The 22,673-nt window shown below is 58.8% G+C and carries 12 protein-coding genes; 4 read left to right on the top strand and 8 right to left on the bottom strand.

Translation table 11 applies throughout. From position 1 onward, the window contains the following. Positions 1–98: 98 nt before the first annotated feature. Genes KSX58_RS03625 through KSX58_RS03610 form a run of 4 tightly spaced genes read right to left on the bottom strand, consistent with a single transcriptional unit; the run spans position 99 to position 3,145 of the window. Positions 99–614: a type II secretion system F family protein gene (locus KSX58_RS03625; RefSeq protein ID WP_003807480.1), complete on the bottom strand. Its 516-nt coding sequence runs from the start codon at positions 612–614 to the stop codon at positions 99–101. Beyond that, positions 611–1,384: a type II secretion system F family protein gene (locus tag KSX58_RS03620; protein ID WP_237976391.1), complete on the bottom strand. Its 774-nt coding sequence runs from the start codon at positions 1,382–1,384 to the stop codon at positions 611–613. The genes KSX58_RS03625 and KSX58_RS03620 overlap by 4 nt, the downstream gene beginning before the upstream one ends. Further along, positions 1,381–2,373 (bottom strand): CpaF family protein, encoded by a 993-nt coding sequence (locus KSX58_RS03615; RefSeq protein ID WP_039774664.1) that lies wholly within the window; start codon positions 2,371–2,373, stop codon positions 1,381–1,383. Before KSX58_RS03615 ends, KSX58_RS03620 begins: the two co-directional genes overlap by 4 nt. Continuing rightward, positions 2,354–3,145 (bottom strand): P-loop NTPase, encoded by a 792-nt coding sequence (locus tag KSX58_RS03610; protein WP_085380136.1) that lies wholly within the window; start codon positions 3,143–3,145, stop codon positions 2,354–2,356. The genes KSX58_RS03615 and KSX58_RS03610 overlap by 20 nt, the downstream gene beginning before the upstream one ends. An 889-nt stretch (positions 3,146–4,034) precedes the next feature. On the opposite strand from KSX58_RS03610, the gene KSX58_RS03605 reads away from it, so the two are divergent. From KSX58_RS03605 to upp, 4 genes are all read left to right on the top strand, one after another. Next, positions 4,035–6,269: an RNA degradosome polyphosphate kinase gene (locus tag KSX58_RS03605; RefSeq protein ID WP_085379242.1), complete on the top strand. Its 2,235-nt coding sequence runs from the start codon at positions 4,035–4,037 to the stop codon at positions 6,267–6,269. Between the two features lie 107 nt (positions 6,270–6,376). Beyond that, positions 6,377–7,465 carry an NUDIX hydrolase gene (locus tag KSX58_RS03600; protein ID WP_046999020.1) on the top strand — a complete coding sequence of 363 codons (1,089 nt, stop codon included), beginning with the start codon at positions 6,377–6,379 and terminating at the stop codon, positions 7,463–7,465. Between the two features lies 1 nt (position 7,466). Beyond that, entirely contained in the window at positions 7,467–8,243 is a 777-nt protein-coding gene (locus tag KSX58_RS03595) for a hypothetical protein (protein ID WP_034984138.1), read from the top strand. Positions 8,244–8,597: 354 nt separating this feature from the next. Next, positions 8,598–9,239, top strand: a complete 642-nt coding sequence (upp, locus tag KSX58_RS03590) for a uracil phosphoribosyltransferase (RefSeq protein ID WP_003807463.1) — start codon at positions 8,598–8,600, stop codon at positions 9,237–9,239. Positions 9,240–9,399: 160 nt separating this feature from the next. Here upp and KSX58_RS03585 read toward each other — a convergent pair whose 3' ends face one another. The 4 genes from KSX58_RS03585 to KSX58_RS03570 all read right to left on the bottom strand — a co-directional run bounded on the left by KSX58_RS03585 (position 9,400) and on the right by KSX58_RS03570 (position 22,557). Beyond that, complete coding sequence (locus tag KSX58_RS03585) at positions 9,400–10,464, bottom strand: glycerophosphodiester phosphodiesterase family protein (RefSeq protein ID WP_085380134.1); 1,065 nt, start codon at positions 10,462–10,464, stop codon at positions 9,400–9,402. A 606-nt stretch (positions 10,465–11,070) separates the two neighbouring features. Beyond that, positions 11,071–14,484, bottom strand: coding sequence for a family 43 glycosylhydrolase (locus KSX58_RS03580; protein ID WP_236836775.1), 3,414 nt, complete (start codon positions 14,482–14,484; stop codon positions 11,071–11,073). Between the two features lie 109 nt (positions 14,485–14,593). Continuing rightward, entirely contained in the window at positions 14,594–20,176 is a 5,583-nt protein-coding gene (gene hypBA2 / locus KSX58_RS03575; RefSeq protein ID WP_085408097.1) for a beta-L-arabinobiosidase HypBA2, read from the bottom strand. A 407-nt stretch (positions 20,177–20,583) separates the two neighbouring features. Further along, positions 20,584–22,557: a glycoside hydrolase family 127 protein gene (locus KSX58_RS03570; RefSeq protein ID WP_085380132.1), complete on the bottom strand. Its 1,974-nt coding sequence runs from the start codon at positions 22,555–22,557 to the stop codon at positions 20,584–20,586. Between the last annotated feature and the right edge of the window lie 116 nt (positions 22,558–22,673).

The following is a 22,673-nucleotide window of genomic DNA, read 5'->3' as shown; positions in this document are numbered from 1 at the left end:
AACGGACCGCGCATCATCCGTCATTCCGACCGCGGTCCGATTCGAGCAAATTTGAGCCAATTCGCACCAACCCGCACTACCCCATGGCGAATCGGCCGCTACAGAAACGACATCACCGCCGGAATCACGCCAATGGCGACAAAGGCCGGCAGCATGCACAGGCCGGTCGGTAGCAACAACCGAATCGACAGTTTCGCCGCCGACTGTTCAATCCGCGACCGTTCATCCCAATCCAGCTGCTCGATTGCGGTTGCCAACCGATTCACCGGCGAGGAGCCGCTCGACCATGATGAGGAGAACGCGTCACGGACCACGGCGCAATCATCATCGTCAGGCCATGCCTCATTCCATGGCATGCCACTATTCAGCCGTTCTCCAGCCGAGCGCAATCCACCGCCGAACTCACCTTCCACAATGTTTCCGACCGTAATCAGCGCGCGTGGAATGGACGCTCCTTGACGTATCGCCACGCTCAACATTTCCAATATCAAGGGCAGTGGCAGATTGCATGACCGCACGTCGGAATCGGGCGGATTTCTGGCTGGCGACCATTCATACAGCCATGTCGCGCCAGCGGCGCCCACCGCTGCCAGCATCGGCCATGCCAAGCTCATCGCACATGCTCCTGCCGCATCAGCCTGCGAATCCAATACCAGCCGACGGCATAACAGCAGCCGGCGAAGCCGAGGCACATCCATCCTTTCACGTCTTCCACAAGGAATCGCAAGGGATGGGCTCCCATGCATTCCCCTAGCATCACCGTCAGCAACGGCAATGCCATCAGCAGCTTCACCGTGGCCTGCGGCATGGCAAAAGCGTTGGCACGCAAGTCATCGAGCAGCCGTCGCCGCTTCAACGACGCCGCGACGGCCTCCAGGCATCGGCTCATCTCGCAGCCCAACTGCAGACTCAACGTGCAGGCCGCATGAAGTTCCGCACCAAGCTGATCCACATGCTTGTGTTGTTCCTGAAGCGAGCAGCGGCTTCGTACGGCCATGTCAATACGGAAACGGGTCAGTTCAGGCACTGCGAAAGGAGCGCCCTGTAATTCCTCGAACGCTTGGACCAAGGTAGCTCCGCTGCGTACGGACGCCCGCAGCGCGGCCACGCATGCGGCAGCGCCGATGGTCGGCATCCGTGGCGATGCATCCCGGTTTTCCCCATCGTTCCGGACTGTTCTGCCATGGCCGTCGGATTCATCGTCGCAGGTCCCATCTCCATCGGCCCCGCCGCTATCGTCAGCCGAACGAAGCCCGAAGCGAACCAGCACACGCTGCAATCGCCGCGATCCCGCCCATTCCGCGTTCCGGTTCAGCCACAGCCAGACGGCCATCGACGCCAGCCATGCGGCGCAATATTCCCAACCACACGCATCACGCATCATGCGCTCCATCGGCTCATGAATCCATCCCAGCGTTGGCCGGCACGGACCGTACGGCCATCCCAGGCGGCCAGCAGACGCCCATGCAATCGCCCTTCCACCGCTTCCAATCTGCCGACCTGCGCAATGCGCCGTCTGCCGGCGATACGTTCCACATGAAGCACCACGTCGAACGCATCCTCGGCGAGCGCCGCCGTGGCGCGTGGCTCCAATCCGGCCAACAAACCCAATGAGACCAATCGCGCCGGAACCGCCTCCACTTGATTGGCGTGCAATGTGGTCATGCCGCCTCGATGCCCGGAATTCAAGGCTCTGAGCAGATCCACGACTTCACCGCCACGGCATTCGCCGACCACCACGCGGTCCGGTCTCATGCGCAGCGTCGCGCAGATCAGTTCGGAAAGGCCTATGCCGCCGGCACCTTCCGTGTTGGCTTCGCGTGTGACCAGAGACACGTGGTTGGCATGTTGGATCATGCCCAATTCGCGCACTTCCTCGACGGTGACGATGCGCTCGTTCGGCGGGCATCGCATCAGCATGGCTTTGAGCATTGTGGTTTTGCCGGCACCGGTGCCGCCTGTCACCAGCACGCTTGCCTTGCGGGACACCAGTCCGGCCAGCAGGGGCAGCCATTCGGCTGGAAACATGCCGTTGCGCGCCAACGATTCCAGATTGGGCGAGACCGCATCGGGCAATCGTATGCTGATGGCCGCGCCTTGCGGCACCAGTGGTGCGATGACGGCGTGCACGCGCAGACCGTCCACGGTGGAGGCGTCGGCGATCGGGCAGGCGTCGTCAAGCCGTCGGCCAAGTTGCGAGCATAATCGCACTGCGAATTCACGAATCGACTGCGCTGACGGAAAGCATCTGCGCAGCAGACATACTTCCTGCATGCCTTGGCCGCAATCCGCCCAAACCGTGCCGTCGCAGGTCACCGCGATGTCCGTGACGCCCGGCTGCGAGGCGATGGCGCTAAGGGGTCCGAGTTCCATGCTTCACCCGCTTGCCTTCCAACGATTCCTGCAGTTCATCCGTGAGCGCGGCCAAGGCTTTGACGGTTTGGCGGTTCGGTCTGCGCAGGCCCAGGCCGTCCAACAGTTCACCGCATAGCTTGGCGTCCGGTTTGACAACCGCCGCGAGGGAATGGCCAAGATAGTTTTCCGTCTCTTCCAGCGTGGTCACGCCACGTCCACGCGCCACGCCGCGTGGTTCAACGCCGACGATATGGCCATGTTTCTGCCGTTCCGCCGTTCCACGCGATTTCATGGACACTTTGGCTCGGGCCAGTCCGAGCACCGTCATTTCAACCACGGTGATGTGTGTGGCCTGGGCCAGTTCCGGAACGTCATCGAGTCCACGCCATTGCCCGGCGTCCACGATCACCGCGTCCTTCACCTGCGCGAGCGCGCGGATGCATGCCTGGATCTCCCAGGATTGCGGGTTTTCGCTTCGCCAGGGATTGCAGGCCAGCAGCGGCACGCCATCCCACACGGGCAGTTCTCGCAGCAGCGCTTTGCCGTCCACTTTGCCGAGCGGGGCGCTGATGTCTCCGAAGCGTGAACCGTCTTCATCTTCCACACCGAGCAGCACGTCAAGACCGCCACCGTTGAGATCTGCGTCTACCAGCACGCTTTTGCATCCACGTTCCGTTAGTTCGCGGGCCAGCAGCGCCGCCAACGTGCTGGCACCGACTCCGGCGACGGCGGATCCGACCACCACGACGTTGAGTGGAGCAGGTTCCGGTTGCGCTTCAACGGGTTTCATCCGTGTGGATGACGATTCCAACGGCGAACCCATGAAACCGCCCGCCACGGCAGGCCCGGCCCATCGTGCCGACGTTCGCGCGTCCACGGCGTTCTGCGGCGTATAGAACCGTTGCGGCGAGACCGTTTCCCGCCGAACGGTTTGCTGGGATCGAGTCGGCTGCCGCACTCTGGCCGCTGGCTGCGACCGGATTTTCGGCGAACACGTCACGCGTGCGTCACGGCCTCCGTATGACGGCAATGGGACCGGAGGGACCTGTAATGAAGAAATTGCATCGCTCATACCGCCGATTGAAAAACGAAACCACACATGGGTTCAAGCCGAAACGGCACCTGTGGTCGGAGAATGTGGGTTATCCACACCCTCGGCGTGTCATCCACACTTATCCACCGCAACGCGATTCGGCACATCGCAAGACATTACGCAACGCAGCACGGCGCAACGCAACAAAAAAGGAAGACCCGCCGAAGCGGGCCTTCCTGCAAGAATCTTCGGAGCAGAATCGCTGCACAACAACATCGTCGTAACGGTAAGTCTATCCAATGCCCGTTCAACGTAACAACCTATCTCGGTCATACACACCTTGTGGGGCTCTGCTCTTCAGTTGTTCTTGTACTTCGTAATTATGCTCGCCATTGCGGCAAGTGCAAACCGAAACGGGACGATGTTCCGTATTTATCGCAACTGTTGCTTTCCGATCGCAAGAATCGCAAAAATGCTCCATGCTGTGCGAATCGCAACGCTTGCCTGTTCATTCACGTTCATTTGCCCCGAAAAAACGGCGTGTCGGAAGCATATTTCACCAACTCGGCGAACGAATGTTAACTCCTGCTTAATTTTCCTGAGTTCTGCAAGACATTCCAAGCACTTGAGGATAAAGTAGATAACTATGGCACAGATTTTTGACGCACCCTCAAAGGCGATCCTGCGCAGCCAGATAGCTGAGCATATCGCTGAGACCGATAAGAACGATAAGCGCGAGCTTCAGGCAGGCGAGGAACCGCTGCCGAACGACCGTTTCTTCGACCGTGAGCTGAGCTGGCTGAAGTTCAACAAGCGCGTCCTCGAGCTTGCCCAGGATGAGGACCTGCCGGTCATCGAACGCGCGAGCTTCGCCGCGATCTTCGCGAACAACCTCGACGAGTTCTTCATGGTCCGCGTGGCCGGCCTGAAACGCCGCATCGACACCGGCATCGCCGTGACGGCCGCTTCCGGACTGAGCCCGAGGCAGCAGCTGCGCGCTATCAGCGAGCAGGCCCACCGCCTGCAGGACGAGCACGCGCACTACATCATCGATCACATCCTCCCCGACCTGGCGAAGGAACAGATCGTGCTGCTGAGCTGGGACAAGCTCACCGCGGCCGAGCAGGAGCGCCTGTCGCGCTACTACCGTCAGCAGGTGTTCCCTGTCCTGACGCCGCTTGCCGTGGATCCGGCCCACCCGTTCCCGTACATTTCCGGCGGTTCCCTCAACCTCGCCGTGCTGGTGGAGAATCCGGCATCCGGCAAGTCGCACTTCGCCCGCGTGAAGGTTCCTGGCAACCTGAACCGACTCGTGCCGGTCGACGATCTGACCGAAGACGAGAGCACCAACGTGCGCTATGGCTTCATCACCATGGAGAACCTGATCATCGCCCACCTGGAATCCCTGTTCCCGGGCATGATCATCAAGGAGGCCCGCTCCTTCCGCGTCACCCGTAACGAGGACATCGACGTGGAAGAGGATGATGCCGAGAACCTGCTCAACGCCATGGAGAAGGAACTGCTGCGCCGTCGTTTCGGACCGCCGATCCGTTTGGAGATCTCCGACGAGACCAGCCCGTTCCTGTCCCAGCTGCTCGCCGACCAGCTGCGCGTGAGCGCCGACGAGGTCTACCGCCTGCCGGCGCCGCTTGACGCGACCGTGCTGTTCGAGCTCGGCAGCATCGACCGTCCGGATCTCAAGTACCGTCCGTTCATTCCGACCACCAATCGTCAGATCGCCGAAGTCGAATCGTCCCGTGCGCAGGACATTTTCGCCGCCATCCGCGAGCGCGACATCCTGCTGCACCACCCGTACGATTCCTTCTCGACGTCCGTGCAGGCGTTCCTGGCGCAGGCCGCGGCCGATCCGAAGGTGCTGGCCATCAAGCAGACGCTGTACCGTACGTCCAGCAATTCGCCGATCATCGACGCGCTGATCGACGCCGCGCATGCCGGCAAGCAGGTGCTGGCGCTGGTCGAGATCAAGGCGCGTTTCGACGAGGACGCTAACATCGCGTGGGCACGCAAGCTGGAACGCGCGGGCGTGCACGTGGTGTACGGCATCGTCGGCCTGAAGACCCACTGCAAGCTGAGCCTTGTGGTGCGTCAGGAAGCCGACGGCCTGCGCCGCTACTGCCACGTGGGCACCGGCAACTACAATCCGAAGACCGCCCGCATCTACACCGACCTGGGCCTGCTGACCTGCGATCCGGTGGTCGGCCAGGATATGACCCGCCTGTTCAACCAGCTGTCCGGCTACGCGCCGAAGTCGAGCTTCCACCGTCTGCTGGTGGCGCCGCGCACCGTGCGTTCCGGCTTGATTCAGCGCATCCGCCGCGAGGAGGACGCCGCACGCGCCGGCAAGGAAGCGTGGATCAAGATCAAGGTCAATTCCATCGTCGACGAGAAGACCATCGACGCGCTGTACCGTGCAAGCCAGGCCGGCGTGAAGATCGACATCGTGGAACGTGGCATCTGCGCGCTCAAGCCGGGCGTTCCGGGGCTTTCCGAGAACATCCGCGTGCGTTCGATCCTGGGCCGTTTCCTTGAGCACAGCCGTATTTACGCGTTCGCCAACTCCGATGGCCCGCAGATCGGCGAAGGCCCTGCGGCCGGTCCGGAAGTGTGGATTGGTTCCGCCGATCTGATGCACCGCAACCTCGACCGTCGCGTCGAGGCGCTGGTCCGCATCGTGGCTCCGGAGCAGATCGACGAGCTCATCAAGTACGTCGATCTGCAGATGGCCGATTCCACCGCGTCTTGGCATATGCAGGCCGATGGCACCTATGTGCGCCATTGCAAGGATGAGGAAGGTCGACCGCTGGTCGACAGCCAGGAATACCTCATCAAGAAACACACGCGTCGACCGGTAAGGCACTGATCGATCGAGGCGAATGGCCGGTTCCGCACCTTGCGGGCCCGGCCATTTTCTGTATGTTCGGACGTCACGCGCCGCCGCCAGCCCGGCCCAGCCTAGAATAGGACAATATGAGCGAAAAGATGAGACGCATCGTGGAAGCCGCCGGCGGCATCGTATGGCGATGGAAGGCGGGCAGCGATATCGCGAACGATCCTGCGATCGCCAGTAGCAAATCTGCGCAGGAACAGCTCGACAGCATTGAAGTATGTATCGTGCACCGTCCGAAGTATGACGATTGGAGCTGGCCGAAAGGCAAGCTCGAGCAGAACGAGACGCATCGGCATGCGGCGGTGCGTGAAATCGGCGAAGAGACGGGGTCGCCGGTCAAACTCGGACCGTATCTGTGCGAAGTCGAATACCCGTTGTCCGAAGAGGGCAAGAAGACCCGGCATTCGCACGATTGCACGGCCGACACCAAGCACACGTTGTATTGGATGGCGCAGCCGATTTCCGCCGACGATGCCGAACATCTGCTGGACGCGTTCGGCCCGGTGCACCGCGCGGACGTGGGCGAGATCAACGATATCGTCTGGGTTTCCGTGCGTGAGGCGCGCAAAATACTGTCTCATTCGACCGATAAGGACACGTTGGCAGTGTTCGTGGACCGCGTGCAGGAGGGTGGCGCGACCGCGCAGAATCTGCTGATTGTACGCCATGCGAAGGCTGAATCGCGCAAGTCGTGGAAGGGCACCGACGCGAACCGTCCGATCACGCCGAAAGGCGCGGCGATGGCGTTTGCCCTCAACCGCGAGCTCGCCTGTTTCAACCCGACGCGACTGGCCACCTCGCCGTGGCTGCGCTGCCAGGAGACGTTGCAGGTGCTGAGCTGGCAGACCGAACGGCCGATGGAACACATCAACGCGTTGACGGAGGACGCGTTCGCCGAGCATCCGGCGGCCTCATGGCTGGCGTTCCGCGAGCAGATCACGCAGACGCTCAACAGCCGCGAAACCACGGCCATCTGCATGCACCGGCCGGTCATCGGCGGCATGTACGACCATTTGCGCGGCCTGTGCGCGCGTAAGCAGCTTGCCAAGCAGCTCATCGCAAAATCGCCATACATGCCTACCGGCACCGCCATGTCGCTGTTCATCATCGACACACCGCAAGGCCCCAGCATCATCGACATTCAGAAGGTCTCCCCCATTGTCTACTAACATGCACTACGGTTCCGGTTCAGTCGTTCCCAGCCGTTCCGCCGGTTTCACGAACACCGGTTCGCCGCGTCCGGCACGCCCCGGCCAGCTCGACCAGATGATGGCCGACAATATCGCCGGCGGCGCCGATCCGGCGGAAATCAACGAAATGTGCCATGCGTCGGCCGCGGCGCTGCTTGACCGCGTGCACCACACGCAGGACGCCGAACTGGTGGAACGTGTGCTGACGCTGGTGGACCGCGAAGGCGTGGACGTGATCGCCGAATTGTGGAGCCATGCCGACCCCGACTCGCTGCCGGGCATTCTGTGGCGACTGTATCTGCTGCGTACGTGGATGCGGAAGAACCGCGAATCGATCGCGCGACTGTGGCGCGTCGGCGAGCCCGTCGCCACCACCGCTTCCGCGATTGCCGGCGTGGACCAGGCACCGACGGAAGACGACATCGCACGTACCGCCGATTCGATTTTGGCCGGCGCGTTTACAGGCGATTTCGCCGTGGCACTTGAGCGGGCCGCCGCCTTCACCGACGTGGTTGCGTTGGGATTGCGTATCGAAGCGCGCAAACTGGCTTCGCTGGGCGGTTCCAGCGAGGCCGGATCATCTGATGTTTCCGACGGTTCCGCTGCGTCTGCTGCGGCCGGCAGCCACCCGTCGGCCGTTGAGAAGCGGGCGCGCGCGAAGGCTGCGAAACTGATGCACACAGCCGGCAACCTGTTCGCCACGGCCAAGGATTTCCGCCACGGGGCGAATCTGTGGCGGCGCGGACGATTGGAATAGGCCGTTCCACTGTCGTTTTCCACTACTGCTTTCCACCGCCGCTTTCCGTAATTTTCCCCCGTTTCATACCCCACACGACACGGCGCTGCGAAGCGTCGAGCGCGACTGTACAATAGGAATTCGCGCCGGGCCATGCATAGCCCCGGGCTCCATTTTTTGCCGCTGCGAGCGGCCTTTGCGCCGACAGGCGCTTTCGTGGTTCGGCGCTTTTCTCCTCTTTTGATGTTTTTCGAATTTTTCTCTGGCTTTCTTGCGATTTTCGATTGCCATCCGATCGGCGCTCATCTGGGTTTCATCTGACCGACCTACCGGCGCGTTGCCGAACAGCCGATACATGGACTACGCTTAGAAACCATGGATATTCATGTTTTGAACCACCCGCTGGTGGACCACAAGCTCACCGTTCTTCGCGACAAGAACACTCCGTCCTCCACGTTCCGCGAGCTCGTTTCCGAACTCGTGATGCTCGAGGCCTACGAAGCCACCCGCGACATCGAAGTCGTGGACAAGCCCATCGAAACCCCGGTGGCTCCGATGATCGGCAAGCACATCGCCGCCCCGGCTCCGATTATCGTGCCGGTGCTGCGCGCGGGTCTGGGCATGCTCGACGGCATGACCAAGATGATTCCGTCCGCTGAAGTCGGTTTCCTCGGCATGAAGCGCGACGAGGAGAACCCGACCCAGCAGATCACGTACGCGAACCGTCTGCCGGAGGATCTCACCGGCCGTCAGTGCTTCCTGATCGACCCGATGCTCGCCACCGGCGGCACGCTCGTTGCGGCCACCCACTATCTGGCCGAGCGCGGTGCGAAGGACATCACCGCAGTGTGCATTCTGGGCGCTCCGGAAGGTCTGAAGTTCGTTGAGGAAAACCTCGACCCGTCCATCAAGTTCAAGCTGGTGCTGTGCGCCGTCGATGAGAAGCTCAACGACAAGTGCTACATCGTGCCGGGCTTGGGTGACGCCGGCGACCGTCTGTACGGCGTGATCGACTGAGCTGCCAATCGGAATAAATCAATCGAATAAAAATTCGGCCTGCCACCGCACCAATCATGCGATGGCAGGCCGAAACCATATAAAACCGGCTGTCGCCTGTCGACCATAGTCCGTCGACTAGCGCCCGGCTGCTGTCGCTCGCCAGGCAACTATCAGTCGACTACTGCTCGTCGGGCACGAACGCTTCGAAGATGTGGCGGTCGAACTGGTCGCAGCACTGCGCGTATTCGTCGCGGCTGCGCACGGTCCACGACACCGGCACCGCACCCATGAACCGGGCCAGCTTCACCTGCGGGCTGTTGCCGCCCTTCCAATCGTAGGCAACGAAATCAGGACGGGAAATCCAGTCGAATACCAGCGCGCCGGCCGCGTATTCCTTGCCGAGCGCCACCGGATCGGTGGGCTTGTCCTCGCCGTACGGCCACCAAGACAGCTGGCCGCGGCACACTTCCGGACGGTTCTCCTTGTACCAGTTCACGGCCGCCGGATTGAACGATTCGATCACATACTTGCCGGAGTATGCCTGCAGCAACGCGTCGCCCTTCTCCATAAGCTCCACGTCGCGCGGATCCCACTTCGAATTATCGTCGAACTTATATTCCACGATCAGCGGCACGCGGCCGGCGACCACTTTGAGCACGTCGGCGAATAGCGGCACATGCTGGTAGTAGCCTTCCGGCGCGTTGTCCGGCGTGGTGACCAGCGGCGGATTCTCCAATGCCAACGGCAGCGGCGCGGCTTTGCAGGCACCCGGTGCATCGGTCGGGAACAGCGGAATACGAGTCAGCTCGTCATACGTGAGATCGGCGATACGGCGCGGATCTCCGGCAACACGCATCAGGTCGCCGTCATGCACCACCACGACCTCGCCATCGCGCGTCATCTGCAGGTCCAGTTCGATACCGTACCCGGCTTCACAGGCGGCTGCGAACGCGGCAAGCGAGTTTTCAGGGGCAATCACGCCGGGTGTATCAGGGCTGCCGTACCCGGCTTTCATGGCCATGCGGCGGGCGAGCGCCACGTATTCGCCGCTTTCGTTGGCGTATTGCGCGGTGAGTCCGGAACCGGCGTCATGCAGACCGCGGTGCGCGTACCACACGTCCGGAACGGCCGGCACATAATGACGGCGCTTGTCGGAGAAGGAACGCGGGGCGATCGCCCACACCGCGGCTCCCGCCGCCACCGCACCGCCGAGCAGCGCTTTGTTGACGAATGATTTGGACATGGGCTTTCCTCCCTTACGCGGCCGCTCGCGCATTCTCTCGCGTTGGTTCACACCGTTCGCGGCCATCGAATCTGTCTCTTCTGAGATTAGCCCATAAATCACAAAAACGGCGACCACCTACGCAATCCGCGATCGTATGTCGCCGTCTCAAGCCACCAACAGCCGAGCCATATCTCGACTATATATGGCAGATTTCGAGTTGTGTCACGAGGCATCTCGCTTATGTATGGCAGACTGGAGTCAGAAAACATGCGTTTTCATACCCCCTATATGGCTTTTTAGCGAAGTCCTCTGCCATATATAGGCGAGATGCTTCCTGACAGACCCGCAAATCTGCCATACATAGGCGAGTTATGAGCAAAATGGGGTCCGATGACGTCCGAGTTCACACAAACGTAGGGGTCGGCCCCAAAGGTCGGCGGCTGAATACGTGTGCTTGATCGTAGGCTTGGCCACTGAGCCGTGAAGAGGAAAGCCCAATGGGCTTTCCTCAGGCGAAGTGAGCGACTTGCCGCGAAGACCGCGTAGCGGTACCTTGAGTGCGTCGAGCACACATATTCAGTCCAGAGGCCGAGGCTGAGAACTTACCACTTTTATGTTTTGGATTCAGTTACGCAGCTTGCCCCGCTTGGCTACGAAGATGCAGCACCCCGCCGTGGCCAGCACCGTCATGGCAATGACGATTGCCGTAGTAGCGACGCCTGTAGAGCTTAGCTTCTTCTTACGTTGAGACTGAGATTGCTGCGATGATTGCGGTTTCGCGGAAGGCTTGGCATTATTACCGTCCTGCTTGCTGTTGTTATTGTTATCCGGAGTCGGCTTTGGAGTTGGCGTTGGTTCCGGCTCGGGCTCAGGCGTCGGATCGGGGGTCGGGTCCGGAGTCGGTTCAGGTGCATGAACCTGCCATTCGGCGGCAGCCGGCGATGCACTGCCGGATTGAATCACCATGCGCAGCTTAGTGGTCTTCACCGCGTCAGTCCAGGTTGCCTCGCTCCATCCGCCGTTATCGGTACCGTAAGCGCCGGGAGCATTGGTGACCAATGTATATGTGGCATCGGGAATATCCACAAACGCATTCGTTCCAGCATCCCAATACTGCAGTTTCCACGACGCCGGCATTCCCAAGCCCCCTCCATCGGAGGTGAATTGCACACGGCTGGAATCGATGGTGACTTCGCGATCCCATTCGTAGTCGAGCTTCATTTCACCGGTATTCGGCCACGTACCCCAAATGCAGGCGTTATCAACCGTGCAATCGCCCGGAATGGTTTTGCCGTCGTTAAGCGCGGCAACACCAGCTGTCCAAGAAGACGCTTTTTTGTCCACGTCAGTAGCAACGGCATCTTGCTCGATATAGCCGGCCAACGGCACCGACGTATCGGATGGAATATCTTTGACGCCCGCAGCCGACATATTGCCAGCAATGTCCGAAGCCCGATAGCTCACCGTTTCGCGCTTCGACGAAGAAGCAGTAATCGCCGCGCCTTCTTCATATTGCTGCCATTCGCCGTTTCCAACCCGGTATTCCACCGTTTTCACACCGGATCCAGCACCATCTGAGGCGGTCAATGTCATAGTGCGGGAAGCCGCATCTACCGAGGCGGTTACCGTAGGAGCCGTAGCATCCACACGCGCTTCCGCAGCAGCGATTTCGCTCACATTGCCGGCCGCATCAGTGGCACGCGCACGCACACTCACTATACCCTCGCCAGTCACAGCCTTTACCGCAGTGTTCACATTCGTTCCGACGGTCGCCCATGCGCCATCCCCGACCGCAAGTTCGAGTTTTGCGATCGGCGCAGCCGCATTGTCGGAAGCCGTAATAAGAGCGATCGGTGAAGTGACCAGCCAACCATCATTGCCAGCCGTGCCAGCCAATGCCACACGCACGGCAGGAGCAATGGTATCAGCCGGTTTTACGTAATCGTCGGAAACATGTACGGTCACGGTTACGTTGCCGGCTGTCAGATCATCAGCCTGCTGCTTGGTTTCAATGCCAGCAACCACACCTTGCACGGTGAACTCACCCGCCTGCGCATACGAAGAAGCAGACACCGTGCGCCACAAAACCGGAGTTTCCACTGTTTCCGAGCCGTACGCGACTTTCACCGTGTTCGACAATTCCGGCGCATCTCCGGTCTTGGCGTAGACGTCGGCTGGCTGTTCAGCCACAACTGCTCCCTGTTGCGCGTATACTTCCCATTCAGGAACGCCAACGGAAGCATAGCCCCCGTCAACGGCTTGCGCGGTCATGTCAAGTTTGAGAGCAGTGGTGGTCACTGCGTCGAATGTCACTTCATTAGGCGCGTTCTTGCCTGTATCCACGCCGTATTCGCTGAAATTGGGCACGTCCTTCCAGGAACCGTCTGCGTCAAGATATTGCAGTTTCCATGAGGCAGGGGCACGCAATGCGTTCGCATCGGTATCGAACCAGACTTTCGATCCATTCACACGTACAGCGCCACTCCACTGGTAGATCAGTGAATCGGAGGATTGTGTTTGTGGCATCTTTCGATAGTTCGTCCAATGGTTCGGCGGTACTACAGCAGTTTCCAGCACTCGCCCGTCGTTCACGGAACCCTTGTAGGCGGGTGTTTCGGTGTAGGTCGCGTCCACTGACGCATAGGGGGCCACGTTGCGTGAGGGTTGCAACCGTTCGGCTTTGGTCGGATGTGAAACGGCGTTTATGCGCCCGCCATTCCACGTCACTTCATCGATGCAGACTGCACGGCGGAAGTCAGTACCACCAGTCTTGTCTCCAGTGTGGTAGGTGACCCACCATTTGCCGCCGAATCGTTGAATCGACGGATGCATGGTGGTGGACGATCCCGATTCGACGATTACGCCTTGGTACGTCCACGGCCCAAGAGGGCTTGCCGACGTGGAGTATTGCACGCACGCCTGATAGTTGGATTCCACGCAGGTCGCCACTCCCGACCCGGGTTTGCCACCGTCGTACACGTTGTAGTAGGTGTCTCCTTCACGGAACACCCATGCCGCCTCAAAGAAGCCTTTGGGCCCGTTGGCATAAGCGCCGCCGTTGTTGCCCAAGGTCAGCGACGCGTTCACTTGGTTCGCATAGTCGCTGCCAAGCACGTCTTTGCTGGCATCGTAGTCAGGTATGTTGGCGAGCGCGTCGGCGTCACGCATATTGTAGATTTTCGGCGCTCCGTCCGCCGTTCCGTCCATGGTTTCCACGGCAACATATGAGGTGCGGCCAGTGTTGGCGTCCCGCTGCATTTTTACGGCGAGTTCGCTATTGAAGGTGCCGAAGTGCAGATATCCGGTACCGTCATTGTCCACGAAGAATGCGGGATCGATGGTTTCGATTTGCGTCTGCGTGGTAGTCAGCAACGGCGCTCCGATGGCGTCGACCCATGGTCCGAGGGGGCTTTTTGATTTGGCCACGCCAATGGAGAACGGGTCGGCTCCCGCGGCTGCGTTCTTGTCTTTGACTGGCACGTAGTAGTAAAACCAGTCGTCGGCCGTGTCTGCGGTGCCAGCATCGTCGACTACTACTTGTCCTGCGTAGGCTCCGTCGCCGGTTGCCCAGTCGAACAGGTCGGCTTTGGTGATGGTCTTGTAGTGCGTCCATTTGCCGGATTCCGGATTGTCGGTTACGTAGACGCCCCAGTCTTTCATATTGAAGGACCCGTAGGTTGGTTCGGCCTCGTCGTGTCCTGTGAATACGAAGAGTTTGCCATCGTATTCAAGGGTGGATGCGTCTGCGGAATAGTAGTTTTGCGACAGGTCGTTGGGGGTATTGGTTCCTTCGTTCTGCCCGATGGGGTTGTGAAGGGTTGCCGGCAACGCACTGTTGTCGATTTGTGTGACGGTGACGTCGGGATTGCCGACCGGCAGATCGTTGTAGGCGTGTCCGGCGACGCTGGGCGCGGTACTTGCGTCGGCCGCGTTGGCTGTCTGCATGGTTGCGATTGCTCCCGTGCATAAGGTGGCTGCGGCTGCGATGCCTGCCACCAGCGTCTTCATCGACGCATGTGAGATGTGCGAAAAGCTCATGAATATTCCTGTTTTCACGATTGGATATTGAAAAGTCCTCTTACGGATTGCTTAGGTTACGTTGGTATTCCTCGTGCGATCCGTAAGAGGACTTGAGCAATTGCTAGTGCTAGTCGCGGTTGCGGCGCGTCAGCATGATGGCGGCTCCCGTCAGCAGGACGATCATTCCTACGACGGCGATGCCGATGACATTGCTGCCGGTGCTGCTGATTGCGGCACTGACTTCAGACTTGGAAACCGGCTTGTTTCCGGGCTTGGCATTCGGCTTGGGGTCGGTCTTGTCGTCGTCCGGCTTCGGTGCTGGCTTGAGTTCAAGTCCGGCGATGGCCTCGGTCAGCTGCTTGACTGCGGCATCCGCATCAGCTTGGGTGGCGTTCTCATCGTTCAGCACCTTGGAGGCGGCATCCACTGCTTCAGCCAACTTCTTGGCGCTGGCTTCGGTGTAGAGGTCACCGCTGACGCCCTGTGCCTGGTCAAGAACCGTCTTCAACTCAGTGGTATCGGCTTTCTTCACCAGTGTCTGCTGGGCTTCTTCAAGCTGCTTGATGGCCGCATCCACCTGATCCTGGGTGGCGCTCTCGTCCGCATACACCTTTTGAGCGTTACCCATGGCTTCGGAGAATGCCTTCCAGCTGTTCGGCGTGAAATTAGCTTGTTGCACGGAACCGGCTGCGTTGATGGTGGATTCGAGCCTGCTCTTGTCCACGCTTGGTTCCGGATCAGGGGTTGGATCCGGGTCAGGAGTCGGTTCTGGATCAGGAGTGCTTTCCGCAGCATGCACGCCCCACTCGGCAACCGCCAGACCGAAGGTGACGCCCTCGGCGGTCGGCGGATCAAGCACCAAGCGCAACGACGCTGTCTTCACCGGAGTGAACGTGGCCACGCTCCAGCCTTGAGCATCGTCAGAGGCACGTGAGGCCGGGGAATTACGCACGGTGGAGTATTGCGCATTCTCCACATCCTTCCATATACCATCAGAAGCCAAGTACTGAATCTTCCAGCTGTCCGGAACATCCAAACCACCCTTGGCATCATTACGCTCCGCGAAGTTGGCCCAGAACTGCACACGGCTGGAATCGACGGTGGCTTCCTTGCTCCAGGTGTACTGCGCGTACATGCCAGCGGAAGCTTGACCCCAGCTGCCCCACACGCGGCCATTCACATCGGCGTCATCATCAGACGGCCACGTATCGTCAACCAGCACACCATCGTTGAGCTTGCCGGAAGCCGGAGACCAGCTCGCCTCGGCACTCACCGTGGTGTCAATGGCCCTGCCTTCAATCCAACCAGTCAACGGAGTATCGGGCTCCGGCTTGGGATCCGGCGTCGGCTCAGGATCAGGATCGGCACCACCATTCGGATCGGCGACCACATGCACTGTAATCTTGGCCTGCGAGCTTGAACCCTCAGCCGTGCCGGACACCTCATAATCGCCGATGGTGTCCAACTTGACGCCGGCAACACTTGCCTCATCCCACATAACCGTGCGATCGTCAAGCATGCCGTTGGGGAATCGCACCGGAACCACAGACGGCAAAGCCACCGACTTGGAATTCTGGTACACCGTCTGTTCGATCGGCTGAGCCGCACCAGCAGTCTGAGACTGCGCGTCGGAACGCACGCCAATAGTGACCTTGGTTCCAGCGAGCGCGCCAATAACCGTTCCGGAAACCGCAAACTCGCTATCGGAAGCAAGCTGATCGTCAGTGATGGCATCCCACGCAACACTCAAGTCACGACGGGAACCGTCCGTATAGCTGGCACTCACCGTCTTCGGCAGATTCACATCGGCAGCCTTGCTGCCAGTCTGCACCATACGATTCACGCCATCCACGCTCACCGGATCAAGCGCATACGCCTCAAATTCGGTAGCACCAACAATGGCACCCTTCGGGAACAGCACACGCAACTTGTTCGTCTCCACCGTTTCGGCAAAACGAACCTCATTGCCTTCACCCTGCATCGTGGTATAAGACTGGCCGGCGGCAAGCTTCACATCCTGCCAATCGCCATTCTCATCCGCATACTGCAACTTCCACAACTTGACCATCGGCACACCGCCACCGTCAGTCCAGAAGAACAGCTTCGCCTTCTTCAACGGAACAGTGCCATCCCAGGCAAGCTGCAGCCACGGCTCGGTACCGGTATTGTCACCCCAATTATTCCAAGTCTCATTCGGAGTATTGGTATACAACACCTGACCGTCGATAACCTTCTTGGCATTGTCCTTCGCCTGATATGGATTGGTGAAGCTGGCGCTCGCAGTGGACTGTGAAGCCACATTCACCGTGCCGTCGGAAGGAATGCCGTGAACGGTGACTTCCTTGAAACCGGTCTTCTCACCGTCGAATGCGGTGAGTTTGAGCACATAGTCACCCTCACGGTTGAACGTGACCGTAGTGTTGGCAGCGGTTGCGTCGACGAACTTCGCTTCGCCGTTTTCAGGGCCAGACACCTGCTCCCATGTGGTGGTGAGCGTGTCAGACGGCAGGCCGTCGTCCTTCACCGTGCCCACCAGCTGCGCACCGGACGAGGTGCTGCTGGCAATGTAGGCGTCAACGCTTGGCGCCTGGTTCGTAGTTTCGCCTTCCGGCACAATGTCGGTTTCGTAGGCCTGAATCTCCTTCAAGCCAATGGCCTGACCTGCTTGCGGAGTGAAGGTGGCACGAATGGCTTTGGCCACGACCTTGGAGAACTGCACGCGGTTGTAGTTGGCTCCCGCGTAAGTAGGCGTACGCACCTGGTTCGGCAGGACATGCCATGCGCCGGCCTCATCCTGATATTCAAGCGTGTACACCGACGGCTCACTGTAGCCGGAAATCGTCTGGCTGGACGAGGTCTGGTAGAAGTACAAACGCACGTCGTCGATGTTCTGCACGCCATTCTTGAACGTTACGGTCAGCGAATCCTTGGCGTTCTTGGATCCCTTGGTGCCCCAGAAGGATTCCATCACGTTCTTGCCGTCCACTACATTGGTTGCCGGGTATCCCTTGGTTTCGTAAGTGGCTTCCACATCGGCGCCCTTGGCCACGTTGGTCTGGCTCTTGGATGCTTCGTCCACGTTCTGTCCGGACTGCGCGAAGATCTGCGTAACCCTGCTGTTCGATGCATAGGTCACTTCGTTGGCGTTCGGCATTGTGGCGGTGGTCGCGCCGGTGATCACCGCTCCGGAATCATCGGCAACCTCAACGGTTCCACTGGCCGGATCGTAGATGAGGTGGGCGAGCTTATCGGAGGTGAACACGGCGTTGCCGTCCACATACAGGGTATATCCCTTCGGAGCGTTGTAGGTGCCGTCGTTGTTCCATACGATCGACAGATCCTGCCCGTGGTAGCTCAGGTTGTTGACGGTGAAGTGGTTCCAACCGGGAATCTCGATCGGATTGAGTTCGATCTTGTTGTCTTCACGCGGAACCATACCTGCCACGTCTTCCACAATCGTCCAGTTGGTGGTGCCAAGCTGGGTGTGGTGAATCCAGGAACGGTAGGTGATTTTTCCACCGCTCTTGCTGGCGTCGGCGTTCTTCTCCGGAATCGTGCTTCCTGCGGAATTATTATCCATATTCCAGAATTCGTTCTGGTCCGGATACTGGTTGTCGCCTCCTTGATAATGCGAGAACGCAACCCAATACAGCAGTTTCTTGAACGATTCGTTCGTGATATATCCGTTGTCTGCAGCATTATAATCACGGATTCCCGCAGAATAGATTTGCAGCAGCGGAGTTGCATTGATAATGGAGAAATTGTTTGATCCTGGGAAATTCAGCGCCTTCTTGTCTGCCTGATTCGCAGTGAAGAACGGGAAAATCGGGAATTCGTCGGCATCTTCGAACAAGCGCAACGCACTATCGTAATCATCATTGCCGGTCGGCATCAGACCTTCGGAATACGGATAGTAGTTGTTGAGTTCCTTGTATTTCGCGAATTGACCGTCGTTCAGCCACTTATGCAGCAGCAGTTTGCTGTCGGAATCCCACAGGTTGTCGAGCACATCCTGCTTGATGGCGTCGGCGATCTGCTGCATTTCAGCGGCTTTTTCGGTGTCTCCGGCAGCCTTGTATGCTTGCGCGGCGGCATTGGCGTTGGCCCACATGTTGGCGGAACCGTCGGCACGGTCCATACGCTGGCCGGAACGACCGGGTTCGGAGAACGACACCGCGTCGGCATCGTTGCCGGTCATGGACCACCACGACCAGTCGATCAGATTGTTGCCGTTGCTATTCTGGTTGTCGTTGCTGTCTGGCTCGCTTTGCGAATTGAGCAGACCTTTGACATCTTCGGAACCGTAATCACCCAACGCTTCAGCCAATGATGACGGGCCGCCGTGCACCTTGTAGGAGTCCCAACCGGCCTTGGTGATGTACTGCGTGTAGCTGTGGTTCCAATTGGCTGGATCGCCCGGATTGTCGTGGTAGTAGTAATACCCGGACTGGCCTTTCTTAGCTGTCTGCCCGGCCGACACCCAAGTGCCGTACGAGTATTCGGCGTTACGGAACCACTTGGTGTCGTTGATGAACATGCCGGATGTCAGCACGATCTGGTTGTTGTATCCGAGCACGCCTTCGATGGAGGTCGGATACTGGAACGTATTGCCCGGCATATTGGCGTCCAACATGTTGAAACGGCTCAGCCACCAGCGGTAGAACACAGTTTTGTCGATATTGTGTTCCTGGGTTTCCACGTAAGGAATGTTATCGACCCACCACTGGTTGTAGGTGGTCACGGAATCCTTGTAGGAAGCGGCCGGATCGGTGAGATCGCCGTTGAATCGGGCTTCGTATTCCGCGGTGGAGTCCGGCAACTCGTTGGCGATCAGGCCAAGCTGCAGCTTGGTGGTTTGTGGCACGTTCGCTTCCAAGGTGAGGGTGGAAGCGAGTTTGCCGTTCTTTACGGTGAAACCGTTGCCGGAGAACCGTGGATAGATGGTGGTCAGATCGTTCTTCACATTGAAGCGACCGGTCAGTTCAGTGTCGCCGTCATTGCCGTCTTGTGCGAATGGCGAGGCTGCTGTCAGCGTTACGTCACCGCCGGTGGTGCTGGTGATGGTGAAATTCGCGACCATCACATTGGTGTAGGTGATGTACTTGACTTCGGTGACGGTAATGGTCTTGTCGCCGTTGGTGAATTCCGTGGTGAAGTAGCTTGGCGTCTGCTTGCGCTTGTCGGTGTTCTCGCGCAGGGTCTGCTTGGAACCGCCAATGCTTACCTCAACGGTAAAGCCGTCGTTGCCGGTCTGATCCCAGTATGCGACATCTCCTACGAAACCAAGTGCTTCCGGCGTATGCGTGTACATGAATGCGGCACGGCCACGTGAGAACAGGTATTCGTTCTTGTCTGCGCCCGCATAGTTGTAGTCGCCAGCATCGTTGGTGCCGGTACCGTTTGGTGCGGTGCCTGTGCGCGTCAGCATCTTGTCGATCCAGAAGTCGTGTGCAGTGTCGGTTCCGGCACCGTTGGCAACATCCGCATCGAACACCTGCTTGAGGTAGCTTGTCGAGGGATCGAAAGCGACGCCGGTGCCCGGAATCGGGTCGGCGGCCCCCTTGAAACTCGGATACCCCATGGCAGAGTTCGGATTGGTCAGCGCGTCATTGGCGTATGCGGTCGTCACACCGCCAGACAACAGTGTGGCCACTGCCGTCAGCACGCCCAATGACGTGACAATCCCTTTCTTCCTTGTTGATGGTGTCATCAATTCCTCCTACATGGACCATCGTTGGCCCTTGGCTGCCAAGGCTCGTTCCCTGGCATCCAACTTTCTTTCTGTAGGAATGAGAGTCGTGCGATGGACATGAGATTGGAGCGTCCACCGACATTTCAAGAATACATGACGCGAATACGGTTTCGCAAATTTTCTTTCAGTTTTCTCCAATGCTTTTCTAAGTGAACTGCCATACGATGGCTTTTATGCGAAAAGGAAAGTTTTCGCATTTTCCCGTTTTATACTAGGGGCTATGACAAAACCGGCCACCCCATAAGGGGCAGCCGGTCTCTCATTCCAGTCAGCGCGGCGCATTCGGCTCCAATCGATCACGCCGCGCTCACCCGCTTCCCGGCACCATGGCACTCATAGCGCCGGGTAGCAAGTCTTTCTTTTGTTTAGCTGCGCAACCACACGTTCATTTGGCCGAGTTCGCGGTTGGCCCATGCGTAGTAGGGCACCAGCTTGAGCGACGTCCGCTCATCTGAGGCGTCACGCTGAGCGGACATGTACAACGGGGCGTCCACGGCATCCGCAGCCTCACGAACGGCAGGCAACGTCACCGCGTCAACACCTCCAAGCAAATCACTCTCGAAAGTAACCGTGGCATCCGCAGCATCCACGCCATCAGCAAGACGGTACGTCCACAGATCGCCGGCATTATCGGCTTGCTCCGCGCAATAGACGAGCGGACCGCGCATCACCGCAACACGACCTGCATCGCAACGCACATGAGAGTTGGCACGCACCAATCGCACTGCCATATCAAGATCCAGCACCACATGCAATGCAGTTCCCGGAGCAACTGCGAAATATACGAAACCGTTTTCCGGAGCCGTCTTCACAGCAACACCATCGCATGTCAGCGCATAGGAATCAGCCGACCATGTGGGAATACGCACGCCGAAACGTACCGAATCAGCCGCCTCAGCGGGCAATTCCACCATGTACTCAATATGACCGTTCCACGGAAAATCGGAACGCTGCTCCACATGCAACCCGGAATCAAAACTTGCCTGATTCGCAATGAACTGGTGAGCGAGCACCGTGCGACCGCCGTCACGTTCGGTATACACATAACGGTCCACCGACGCGATCAATCGCGCGACATTAGCTGGGCAGCATGCGCAGCCAAACCAATCGACACGATGCGAAAGCACATGATGCCGATCCGGATTGTCCAAACCGTCCGGCGAAGTCTCCAACGCATTCACATAGTAGTACTGCTTGCCATCAAGGCTGATGCCCGCGATGGCACCATTGAACAGCTCACGCTCAAGCACGTCGGCATATTCACCATTCGGTTCCAACAGAAGCATTTGGCGGGCAAACATGCTCATCGCCACAGAAGCGCACGTTTCGCCATACATGGTGTCGTTCGGCAGATCGTAATCGTACGTGAACGACTCCCCCACATGTGTGGAACCGATCGCACCCGTCACATACATGCGTTTCGACACGATGTTGTTCCAAAAACGATGCGCCGCATCCAGCAAGCCCTGATCGCCGGTAATACGCGCCACATGTGCGATTCCAGTGCACAAATAGGCCACGCGCACAGCATGGCCGTCAGCGGTCTGCTGCTCGCGCACCGGCTGCGCGGCTTGGAAGTACGTGGGCTTGTAGAATCCCAGATCCCGGAAAATGTAGTCGTTGTCGACAGCGGCGATCTGCTTGGCGTAGAACTGCGGATCCTGACCACGCACGTCGATGAGATACCGCGCCAGATTCAGATAGCGCTCCTCACCGGTCGCATCATACAGTTTCGCCAACGCCAATTCGATTTCCGGATGCCCATCAGCACCGTGGATCTTGCCGTCCTCCGGGCCGAAATTGGCATCGATGCAATTCGCCATACGGCACGCCACGTCAAGCGCCTGCTGGTTACCGGTCACCTCATGATAGGCGACAGCAGCCTCAATATAGTGGCCCATGACATACATTTCATGGCTTTGCTGAATCAGTGTGAAACGCTCACGATGCGCCCATTCACCGGTTTTGATTTGGTACGGAGTGTCCAAATATCCGTCCGATTGTTGCGCACGTGCGATGAGGTCGACGGTTTTATCGCACAGTTCCCGCAATTGCGGATCAGGATGATACGACAGTGCGTAAGCCGCTTCCTCCAACCACTTATATATGTCGGAATCCTGGAAGACCATGCCATGAAATTCACCGGCCTCATCACCGGCTGCGATACGCAGATTCTCCACGGCATGACTTTTATTATCGGCAAGCTGATTGCCGGCCGGATCATCCGGAACTTCAGTGGCAATCTCATCATTCATCACACCCCACTGATAGGGAATGACGGATTCAACGATCTGGTCGCGACGCTGCTTCCAGAAAGGAGAAGTAATAGTTACATTCATGATATTTCCTTAAGATTAAGGACTTCGCCAGCCCTTGACGGCTCTTGGCTACTCCGCCTTCGGTTCTGCTCAGGCTGGAGCCTGGAGACAGTCCAGTGGACTGTCTCCCAAGGGCT

This window comes from Bifidobacterium sp. MSK.17.10 (genome assembly GCF_019129655.1).
Taxonomy (GTDB): Bacteria; Actinomycetota; Actinomycetes; order Actinomycetales; family Bifidobacteriaceae; genus Bifidobacterium; species Bifidobacterium adolescentis.
The sequence above is the reverse complement of the archived record's forward strand: the minus strand, read 5'-3'. Positions and strand labels throughout refer to the sequence as shown.

What these genes read in the sequence shown, in the direction of transcription:
- KSX58_RS03580 (WP_236836775.1), bottom strand. Translation starts at nt 14,484, where the DNA reads ATGAGCTTTTCGCACATCTCACATGCGTCGATGAAGACGCTGGTGGCA.
- KSX58_RS03585 (WP_085380134.1), bottom strand. Translation starts at nt 10,464, where the DNA reads ATGTCCAAATCATTCGTCAACAAAGCGCTGCTCGGCGGTGCGGTGGCG.
- hypBA2 (WP_085408097.1), bottom strand. Translation starts at nt 20,176, where the DNA reads ATGACACCATCAACAAGGAAGAAAGGGATTGTCACGTCATTGGGCGTG.
- KSX58_RS03610 (WP_085380136.1), bottom strand. Translation starts at nt 3,145, where the DNA reads ATGAAACCCGTTGAAGCGCAACCGGAACCTGCTCCACTCAACGTCGTG.
- KSX58_RS03605 (WP_085379242.1), top strand. Translation starts at nt 4,035, where the DNA reads ATGGCACAGATTTTTGACGCACCCTCAAAGGCGATCCTGCGCAGCCAG.
- KSX58_RS03620 (WP_237976391.1), bottom strand. Translation starts at nt 1,384, where the DNA reads ATGATGCGTGATGCGTGTGGTTGGGAATATTGCGCCGCATGGCTGGCG.
- KSX58_RS03625 (WP_003807480.1), bottom strand. Translation starts at nt 614, where the DNA reads ATGAGCTTGGCATGGCCGATGCTGGCAGCGGTGGGCGCCGCTGGCGCG.
- KSX58_RS03570 (WP_085380132.1), bottom strand. Translation starts at nt 22,557, where the DNA reads ATGAATGTAACTATTACTTCTCCTTTCTGGAAGCAGCGTCGCGACCAG.
- KSX58_RS03600 (WP_046999020.1), top strand. Translation starts at nt 6,377, where the DNA reads ATGAGCGAAAAGATGAGACGCATCGTGGAAGCCGCCGGCGGCATCGTA.
- KSX58_RS03595 (WP_034984138.1), top strand. Translation starts at nt 7,467, where the DNA reads ATGCACTACGGTTCCGGTTCAGTCGTTCCCAGCCGTTCCGCCGGTTTC.
- upp (WP_003807463.1), top strand. Translation starts at nt 8,598, where the DNA reads ATGGATATTCATGTTTTGAACCACCCGCTGGTGGACCACAAGCTCACC.
- KSX58_RS03615 (WP_039774664.1), bottom strand. Translation starts at nt 2,373, where the DNA reads ATGGAACTCGGACCCCTTAGCGCCATCGCCTCGCAGCCGGGCGTCACG.